This window comes from Thermobifida fusca NBRC 14071 = JCM 3263 (genome assembly GCF_001592045.1).
GTDB classification, from domain to species: domain Bacteria; phylum Actinomycetota; class Actinomycetes; order Streptosporangiales; family Streptosporangiaceae; genus Thermobifida; species Thermobifida fusca.
The window spans coordinates 63525-72502 of the sequence record NZ_BCWB01000045.1; the positions used below are offsets into that span (position 1 = coordinate 63525).

10 protein-coding genes are annotated in these 8978 nt (G+C 66.9%); 6 read left to right on the top strand and 4 right to left on the bottom strand.

Annotated features, from left to right (window positions below; genetic code table 11):
• Positions 1-116 precede the first annotated feature (116 nt).
• The 3 genes from TF1_RS12100 to fbaA all read right to left on the bottom strand — a co-directional run bounded on the left by TF1_RS12100 (position 117) and on the right by fbaA (position 3118).
• Positions 117-1400, bottom strand: coding sequence for an adenylosuccinate synthase (locus tag TF1_RS12100; protein WP_011293429.1), 1284 nt, complete (start codon positions 1398-1400; stop codon positions 117-119).
• 175 nt (positions 1401-1575) lie between these two features.
• Positions 1576-1992: a DUF3151 domain-containing protein gene (locus TF1_RS12105; RefSeq protein ID WP_011293428.1), complete on the bottom strand. Its 417-nt coding sequence runs from the start codon at positions 1990-1992 to the stop codon at positions 1576-1578.
• Between the two features lie 103 nt (positions 1993-2095).
• Positions 2096-3118, bottom strand: coding sequence for a class II fructose-bisphosphate aldolase (fbaA, locus tag TF1_RS12110; RefSeq protein ID WP_011293427.1), 1023 nt, complete (start codon positions 3116-3118; stop codon positions 2096-2098).
• 360 nt (positions 3119-3478) lie between these two features.
• Between fbaA and TF1_RS12115 the strand changes: the two genes are divergently transcribed.
• Positions 3479-3889 (top strand): DUF4115 domain-containing protein, encoded by a 411-nt coding sequence (locus tag TF1_RS12115; RefSeq protein WP_011293426.1) that lies wholly within the window; start codon positions 3479-3481, stop codon positions 3887-3889.
• A 32-nt stretch (positions 3890-3921) separates the two neighbouring features.
• Here TF1_RS12115 and pyrE read toward each other — a convergent pair whose 3' ends face one another.
• Positions 3922-4455, bottom strand: a complete 534-nt coding sequence (gene pyrE, locus TF1_RS12120) for an orotate phosphoribosyltransferase (RefSeq protein WP_011293425.1) — start codon at positions 4453-4455, stop codon at positions 3922-3924.
• A gap of 53 nt (positions 4456-4508) precedes the next feature.
• Here pyrE and cutA point away from each other — a divergent pair, with 53 nt between their 5' ends.
• The 5 genes from cutA to TF1_RS12145 form a co-directional block, all read left to right on the top strand.
• The gene (cutA, locus tag TF1_RS12125; RefSeq protein WP_016189414.1) at positions 4509-4853 is read left to right on the top strand and encodes a divalent-cation tolerance protein CutA; all 345 of its coding nucleotides are present in this window, start codon (positions 4509-4511) and stop codon (positions 4851-4853) included.
• Positions 4850-5446: a hypothetical protein gene (locus TF1_RS12130; protein ID WP_049754994.1), complete on the top strand. Its 597-nt coding sequence runs from the start codon at positions 4850-4852 to the stop codon at positions 5444-5446. Before cutA ends, TF1_RS12130 begins: the two co-directional genes overlap by 4 nt.
• A 139-nt stretch (positions 5447-5585) precedes the next feature.
• Complete coding sequence (locus TF1_RS12135) at positions 5586-7136, top strand: NYN domain-containing protein (protein WP_061783905.1); 1551 nt, start codon at positions 5586-5588, stop codon at positions 7134-7136.
• Positions 7137-7169: 33 nt separating this feature from the next.
• On the top strand, positions 7170-7724 hold the full coding sequence (locus TF1_RS12140) for a tetratricopeptide repeat protein (protein ID WP_061783906.1): 555 nt from the start codon (positions 7170-7172) through the stop codon (positions 7722-7724).
• A gap of 624 nt (positions 7725-8348) precedes the next feature.
• Positions 8349-8978 (top strand): methyltransferase domain-containing protein (locus tag TF1_RS12145; protein WP_255266177.1); only part of this gene is annotated, 630 nt, incomplete at its 3' end.

Genomic DNA, 8978 nt, shown 5'->3' on the forward strand with positions numbered 1-8978 from the left:
ATGGACCCTAATAGGTTTCGATGGGAGGACAGGGGCAACGGCACAGTTGTGCACAGGGTTTTACGGCCCTGCACCGCTCCGTGGAACGGGCGCCGCACCCGTCCCACGGCAGACGGCTACACGAGAGGACGCAGCTCCAGGGTCTGCTCCCGGCCCGGGCCGACACCGATCGCTGAAATCGGCGCCCCGGACATCTCCTCGATCGCCCGCACATACGCCTGCGCGTTCTTCGGCAGGTCGTCGAAGGAGCGCGCCTGGCTGATGTCCTCGTTCCAGCCGTCCAAGTACTCGTAGATCGGTGTGGCGTGGTGGAACTCCGTCTGGGTCATGGGGATCTCGTCGTGCCGCACCCCGTCGATGTCGTAGGCGACACAGACCGGGATGCGCTCCAGCCCGGACAGCACGTCCAGCTTGGTGAGGAAGAAGTCGGTGATGCCGTTGATCCGGGTGGCGTAGCGGGCGATCGGCGCGTCGAACCAGCCGCAGCGGCGGTTGCGGCCCGTGGTAGTGCCGTACTCGTGGCCCCGGGAGCGCAGCCACTCCCCCCACTCGTCTTCCAGCTCGGTGGGGAACGGTCCCGAACCGACCCGGGTGGTGTAGGCCTTGAGGATGCCGATGACCTTGGTGATACGGGTGGGGCCGATCCCGGACCCCGAGCAGGCGCCGCCCGCGGTAGGAGACGAGGAGGTGACGAAAGGGTAAGTGCCGTGGTCGATGTCCAGCAGGGTGCCCTGCGACCCCTCCAAGAACACGGTCTTGCCTTCGTCGAGCGCCCGGTTCAACACCAGGGAAGTGTCCACCACGTAAGGCCGGATCTTCTCGGCGTAGCCCAAGTATTCGTCGAGGATCCGATCCACTTCCAGGGCGCGCCGGTTGTACACCTTGGTGAGGATCTGGTTCTTGTCGTTGAGCGCCAGCTCCAGCTTCTTACGCAGGATCTTGGGGTCGAACATGTCCTGGACCCGCACCCCGGCACGGGCGGTCTTGTCAGCGTAGGTCGGGCCGATGCCGCGACCGGTGGTCCCGATCCGGCCCTTGCCCAAGAAGCGTTCGCTGACCTTGTCCAGAGCCCGGTGGTAGGGCATGATCAGGTGCGCGTTGGCGGAGATCAGCAGGCGTGACACGTCGACGCCGCGCGCGGTGAGCGCGTCGAGCTCTTCGAACAGCACCGCCGGGTCGATGACCACGCCATTGGCGATCACCGGAATGACACCGGGGGTGAGGATGCCCGACGGCAGAAGGTGCAGGGCGTACTCCTGGTCGCCGATGACGACCGTGTGCCCCGCGTTGTTGCCGCCCTGGTAACGGACCACGTAATCGACGCGGTCACCGACAAGGTCGGTTGCCTTCCCCTTCCCCTCATCACCCCACTGAGCCCCAACGAGCGCGATCGCCGGCATCGCCGTCTACCTCTTCATTCCTCGAAATCTGGACCACAATCTGTCCCGAACGTGCCGAAGCCCCTGGCGCAAGAAGCGGCAGGGGCTCTTGCACAACGAGGTTACATGACCGACTCCTGCCGGTTGAGGGCCGAAGCGGCCGTCGTGCCCAGTGGGAGGGGTGCCCACCCAGCGGTCAGCCCTCGAGTTCCCGGGCCGCGGTCTCGCTGCTCTCCCGCAGGAATGCGGCGCACCGCTGCGCTTCGTCGGCCTCCTCGATCGCTTCGGCCGCTTTGCCAAGGTAGTACAGCGAACGCAGGAAACCGCGGTTGGGCTCGTGCTCCCACGGAATCGGGCCGTGCCCCTTCCACCCGTTGCGGCGCAACTGGTCCAGGCCCCGGTGGTAGCCGGTGCGCGCGTAGGCGTAGGCGGCGATGTCGTCCCCCGCGTTGTAGGCGCGTTCGGCGAGTGCGGCCCAGGCAGCCGAATACGCGGGGAAACGCGCCGCGACCTCGGCCGGGTCGGTGCCCGAAGCCAGGGCTTCGCGCGCTTCAGGCAGGTCGGGCAGCTTGGTGGGCGGCGGGTCGCCCAACAGGTTCTGATGCAGCTCCATACCTCCCATCCTGCCAGGGTGGTGCGGGGATGACCGGTATGAACACTTGGGCCCCCGGGAAAACCGGGGGCCCAAGGAGCGTAGAACGCCGCTTGGCTGTCGCTTACTTGAGCTTCTTGCCAGCGGACTTGAGCTGCTGGGCAGCCTCGACGACCCGGGCGGCCATGCCGGCTTCGGCGGCCTTTCCGTAGGAGCGCGGGTCGTAGGCCTTCTTGTTGCCGACGTCGCCGTCGACCTTCAGCACACCGTCGTAGTTCTTCATGATGTGGTCGACGATGGGCCGGGTGAAGGCGTACTGGGTGTCGGTGTCGATGTTCATCTTCACGACACCGTAGGAGATCGCCTCGTGGATCTCCTCGAGGCTGGAGCCCGAGCCGCCGTGGAAGACCAGGTCGAACGGCTTCTCCTTGCCGTACTTGGCGCCCACCACGTCCTGGATCTCCTTGAGCACGGAGGGGCGCAGCTTCACGTGGCCCGGCTTGTACACGCCGTGCACGTTACCGAAGGTCAGGGCGGCGATGTAGTAGCCCTTCTCGCCGAGGCCGAGCACTTCAGCGGTGCGCAGGCCGTCTTCCGGGGTGGTGTACAGCTTCTCGTTGATCTCGCCGACGATGCCGTCCTCTTCACCGCCGACCACGCCGACCTCGATCTCGAGGATGGTGCGGGCCTCCTTGGACTCCTTCAGCAGCTCCTCGGCGATCTGCAGGTTCTCCTCGAGCTCCACGGCGGAGCCGTCCCACATGTGGGACTGGAATAGCGGCTCCTGCCCCTTGGCGACACGCTCCTTGGAGATCGCCAGCAGCGGACGCACGAAGGTGTCGAGCTTCTCCTTGGGGCAGTGGTCGGTGTGCAGCGCGATGTTCACCGGGTACTTCTCGGCGACGACCCGGGCGTACTCGGCGAAAGCCACCGCACCGGTGACCATGTCCTTGATGGTGGTACCGGACAGGAACTCGGCGCCGCCGGTGGAGATCTGCACGATGCCGTCGCTTTCAGCCTCGGCGAAACCGCGCAGGGCCGCGTGCAGGGTCTGGCTGGACGTGACGTTGATAGCCGGGTAGGCGAAGCCCTCAGACTTCGCGCGGCCCAGCATCTCTGCGTAGACCTCAGGCGTTGCGATAGGCATAGTGTTGACTCCCCTGATTGGCCTGGAGTGGTGCCGGAACACTCTCGGTCAAGAAGTTCCGCCACCTTGATTTTTCCATGACGGTTTTCCGACGGTCACCGACATGGTGCTCCGGCGGGTGTGTCCGCCGCGAGGGTCTAAAGGTCTAGACCACAATGCCGGTAACGTCCTTCTTGCGCAACAGCGAGCCGAACCGATGCGGAGAGTGTTGGTACGCTCAGCGGTAGCACTACCCCCACACCCAACATCCCACCAGGCAGGAAGGAAGAAGCACCTCCCTGTCGATTGTTATGGGTGATTCGCGCTACATTCAGCACCGTGGGACGACACCGCAGTGATCCGAGAGGTATAGGCCAGGCATTGGCGATCGCCGGAGCGATCGCGCTACTGGTCATCCTCGTCGTGTTGGGCGGATATTTCTTCTACCGCTCTCTTCCGGGCAACAGCGAAGTCTTGGTGCCCAACGAATCCGGCGGCTCCCTCTCCGCCCCGCAGCAGCTCGATGCTTCCGCGACAGAGAAGCAGAAGGCGCTGTACATCCGGGTCGTTGGGGAGTCCAGCGACGTTCTCGTCCGGGTCCCTGGCGGGGAAGTACTCATCGACACGACCATGACCCAGGGCGAGTACGTCTCCTATGACAAACCCCGAATGGACGTGACCTTGGGAGACCCCTCCGCAGTCGAGGTGTACGTCAACGGAGAACCGAAGGACGTCAGCAACGAGGAACCTGGATACACCTTCACTGTTGAATCCGAGTCTGAATCTGAGTAGGCCCCGCCGGCCCGGCAGGGCACGGCGGGCCTTCAGATTTCCAGATCGTCGAGTGTGTAGGCGGCCCGATAGGTCAGCCCTTCACTGACGATCCGGTCCCGGGCGCCCCGGTCCACAATCACGGCCACGCCCACGACGTCAGCACCGGCTTCGCGCAGCGCGGAGACTGCGGTCAGCACCGACCCCCCGGTGGTTGACGTGTCTTCCACCGCGAGGACGCGACGGCCGCGGACGTCGGGGCCTTCGATCCGGCGCTGCAAGCCGTGCGTCTTGCTCTCCTTGCGCACCACGAACGCGTCCAGGCGCCGCCCTTGCGCCGCTGCCGCGTGCATCATGGCTGTGGCCACCGGGTCCGCACCCAGGGTCAATCCGCCCACCGCCTCGTAGTCCAGGTCGGCGGTCAAGTCCAGCATCACGCGTCCCACCAGCGGTGCGCTCTGCCCGTCCAGGGTGATTTTCCGCAGGTCCACGTAGTAGTCCGCCTCGGCTCCGGAGGAGAGGATCACCCTGCCGCGGACAACGGCCTTATCGTTGATCTGTCGGAGAAGATCGTCGCGGTCGCTCATGGGTGAAGAGCCTAGAGCGTCCCGGACACCGCCAGGCAGCCAAGGGAGCGCGTATGACGCACGTCGACAGTGCTGTTGGTCATGTGCGGGTGGAGATCACCGCAGGAAGCAGTGAGGAAGCCCGGAGGCTGGCCGACGCCGCGGTCGAGGCCCGTCTGGCGGCGTGCGCTCAGATCAGCGGCCCCATCACCAGCGTCTACCACTGGCAGGGCAGCATCCAGGCCGATGAAGAGTGGCGGGTCGTGTTCAAAACCGCGGACGACCGGCTGGCGGAGCTGACCGAACTCCTCATCGACCGGCACTCTTACGAAGTCCCCGAGATCATCGCGGTCCCCATCGAGGGCGGCAACCCCGAGTACCTCGATTGGGTCACCGAGTCCACACGGCCCGCGCAGTGACCGCGCTAGCACAGTTCTGCGTGGTGCTCCTGCACAGCCCGCTGGGCACGGTCGCAGACTGGGGGAGCCTGCCCGACGACCTGGCCGACCGCGGAGTCGAGACCGTGGCCGTCACGGTCACCGACGACGACCGGCCCCCGTACGCCGCCCGCTACGTCGCCCGCGCTGCACTGGAGGTCGCAGCCGCCGCCCCGCAGCGGCCCCTGCTGCTCGTCGCAGCCGGTGCGGCCGGACCTCTGGTGCCCGCAGTCGCTGCCGCCCAGCGCGCCGCGCACCGCCAGGTCGCCGGATACCTCTTGGTCGACGCGCTGCTCCCGCAGTCCGGCACCCCGACCCGGGCCGAGCTCGCCGCCGCGCAGCAGCACGAGGATCCGCCGGTGCGGCCGCCCGACTTCTTCACCGAACCGCTGCCCATGACCGCGGACTGGCCGGACGCGCCGTGCGGCTACCTGCGGACCGGGGACGCCTACGCCCACCCCGCCCGCCTGGCAGAGCTGCGGTCGTGGCCGGTCTGCCACATCACCGATATGCCGCTCGTCGATGCGTTGACAGTGCTGGTCACCCAGGTGTGGCCGGAGAGCAGCCAAGCCTAGGATCCAGAGTCGCCACACAACGCACCCAGACTTGGCTAGGCTTTGCCCTGGTCCCTATCCGGCATAAACCGATGTTTGGACCAGTTCGGTCGCGCTTACGCGTCCGAAGCCACAAAAACCAAGGAAGGGACGGTGTCACGTGGATCGCTGCGCGCTGTTCGTCGACGCCGGCTACCTCCTGGCCGAGGGCGCGATGGCGGTGCACGGAACACGCGACCGCGACTCGGTGTCATGGGACTATGCGGCACTCGTGCAGCTCCTCAACGAGGTCGCCCGCGACCGCACGGGACTCCCACCGCTTCGCTGCTACTGGTATGAGGCGGTGACTGACAGCCGCCGCTCCCAAGAGCAGGAAGGTATCGCGGAAATCCCCGGTGTGAAGTTCCGTGCCGCCCGCATCCGCCCAGGCCGGAGGGAAGGCGTCGAGAACTACGTCCAAAAAGACCTGATCCCCCTAGCCCGCAACCGCGCTATCTGCGACGCCGTGCTCGTCTGCGGCGACGAGGACATGGCTCCGGTGATCGCGGAGGCCCAGGAATACGGGGTCCGGGTCACCGTGGTCCATATTTCGATCGAAGGGAATTGGACGGTCTCGCGTGCCCTCCGCCACGAGTGCGACGACCTGATCGAGATCGGTGCGGGCCACCTGCGGCCGCACGTCAACCTGCTGGAGGCCGGCGCCGGGTCGGCTGACGACACTATTCCTTCCGGGCAGTCCGGTCCGCTCGCGAACGGTCAAGCGCGCCCCTCCACCGGGTCCACGGTCCGCCAGCCCGCGGCCGCCCACCCGGGCTCGTCACGGGTGGAACCCGAGGGGGCCCTAGACCCGGTGTTCGCGGCGACAGGAGCACAGCAGGCGGTCCCGGGAAGCGCGATGGAACAGTTGCGCGCGATGCGGCAGAGCCTCGCTCAGCAGCGCGGCGACCACCTGGTAGCCCAGGACACCGCCGCCATGGAACCCCGCACCGACGGGCAGCCCTCCCTGCGACAGGCCCAGACCGGGGGCTATCCGGCCCAGCACGCCACGGGGGCCCACCCCGGGATGGCGGGCCTGGTCGGCAACGCTCCTACCGGTGCGCACCCGGCCATGCACCACCAGGGCTATCCCACCCCGGGCCAGGGCCAACCCCCGCAACAGCCTCCAGCCCAGCCTCGAGAACAGACGGCCATGGGCAGCGCCTATGAACGGGAAGCCTCACCACCACCACGGGAAGCTCCCCCTGAGCCACGGTTCGGAAGCAACACCGGCGAGAATCCGGGATATGGGGGTAATACCAGCGCAAACCCTACTTTTGGGGCCAGTACGGGAGCTGACTCTCGACACCAGAGCGCTCAACGAGCCCGCCACGGGTTCGGATCCGCTACTGGCCCCCGCCTCCAGCACAACGAGGTACCGCACCACGCCGGTCCCGCACCACGCCTCGGCCACCAGCAGCCCGGCAGTCGTACCATTGAAGAAGCCGTCAGCATTGCCCACAAGGAGGGCAACGACTTCGCCGAATCGATCGCCCGAGATGCTCCCGCACTGTGGCTTGAAGCGGTGCTGGCACGTAAACCCCGCATGCCCTCCGACCTGGAAGCCCGTCTGCTCCAGGGTTCCACGCTGCCAGTCGACTACCTGCTCCGAGACGAAGTCAGGCACGCGTTACGCCAAGGCTTCTGGGATGCTTTGGAACGTTCCCGCACATAACCACCGGGGCCGCGAGCAGCAGGAAGGACCGCGATGACCCGTGTGACGACAGCCGACCTCGACCGGTTGGAATTCCAAGCAGTGCAGTCAGGGGACCACAGTGCGGTCGCCGAGCAGTTGCTTGACCTGGCCAACCGAGTGGAAGCCGACAGTGAGGTCTGTCGGGCGGAGCTGTTCGTGCGTGCGGGCGAACAGTGGGAGATGGCCCAGGACGCGGAACGGGCAGCACGCGCCTACCAGCGGGCGATCGACGACGGCGGTGAGACCATGATCGACGCCCGCGCGCTGCTCGCTGGAGCGCTGTTAGAACTCAACCGGGTCGACGAGGCCTACGCCTACCTGGAACGTCTCAAAGCGGTGGGGGTCCGCAACCTCCCCACCTATATCCACGTCACGGAAACCCTGATGGCCCACTCCGACCTGGAGAACGCGCTCGCCTGGGCGACCCGGGGCGTGGAGTGCTTCCAGCACCAAGACGTCTCCCCCTACATGCACGACCTGCTGCTCGAACTGCTGCGTATCCGCTACCGCATCCGCGTCGACCTGGGACTGGACGAAGACCACTTGGACAAGCTGCTCGACGCATAACCCCCAGCGTCGGGAACCTCCCGCAGACCCCGAGAAGACCAGCGACTTCCCCGGTCAGCCGTTGCACGGCTGGCCGGTGCGTGTCGGCGCCGAGCGGGCGGACGGGACGCGTACGCCTGCCGCGACGGAAGTGGCCTTGTGTGCTGTCCAGAACGCGGCGACCGTAGCCCGCTCTGTGGTTTTCCTGCCCGTGGGCGCCGCGATTTTCTACCGTGCCCAGCGGTGACACGCGCCGCGGCTGACCGATCGCAGACAGCTACAGCACAGCGGAGAAGCCCAGCAGGCGCGGCATACCCGGAAGAACCAGTCCCGATCCCACTGCCCATCGGCCACAGTGCAGCCGCCCCACTCCTCCTTCCGCCGCCCCGAAAAGAACGAATCCCGCCTAGCGGTGACCGCACGGAGTCTGAGGGAACTGGGTGAACAGCATCCCTAAGGCACCGAAGGAGGGCGGATGACCTGGGGAAAGAAAGACAGCAGCCCCGGCAGCGGAAAGGGACAACAGCCCTGCGGGGCCTGCCACGGCAAGGGAGGTACGTGGGTGACCCAGGACGGTGCGTCGCCAGGCAAGAACCTCGTGCGCTGGGTGGCGTGTCAGGCATGCAACGGAACAGGAGAACAGCGGTGACCGAAACTCTCGTCTCCACCGTGGTCGAACAGGTTCCCCGCCACCGGTTCATCCCCGACCGGATCTGGGACGGTACCGAACCGGTGGACCGCACCCAGACCCCGGACCGGTGGTGGCAGCTGGTCGACGCGGACACCGCGGTCGTCACCCAGATCGACGAGGGACGCGTCGGGGGGATGGGCGTGCCCACCTCCTCATCGAGCGCCCCCAGTGTGGTGGCCGCCATGCTGGACGCGCTCGACGTGCAGCCCGGCCAGCAGGTGTTGGAGATCGGCACCGGAACCGGGTGGAACGCCGCACTTTTGTGTGAACTGGTGGGGGACGCAGACCGGGTCACCACCATCGAAGTTGACCCGGTGGTCGCCGCGCAGGCCCGCAAAACCCTGGGCGCCGCGGGGTACGAGGTCCGGGTGGTTGTTGGCGACGGTGCTGAAGGATTCCCCGCGCTCGCCCCCTACGACCGGATCATCGCCACCTGCGCGGTATGGGAAGTGCCGCACGCGTGGCTCACCCAGGTGCGGGACGGCGGGATTATCGTCACCCCGTGGTCGCCGCAGCGGTTCGGGCCGCACGGGGCCCTGGCCCGCCTCCAGGTGCGGGACGGTGCCGCCGAAGGACGGTTCCTC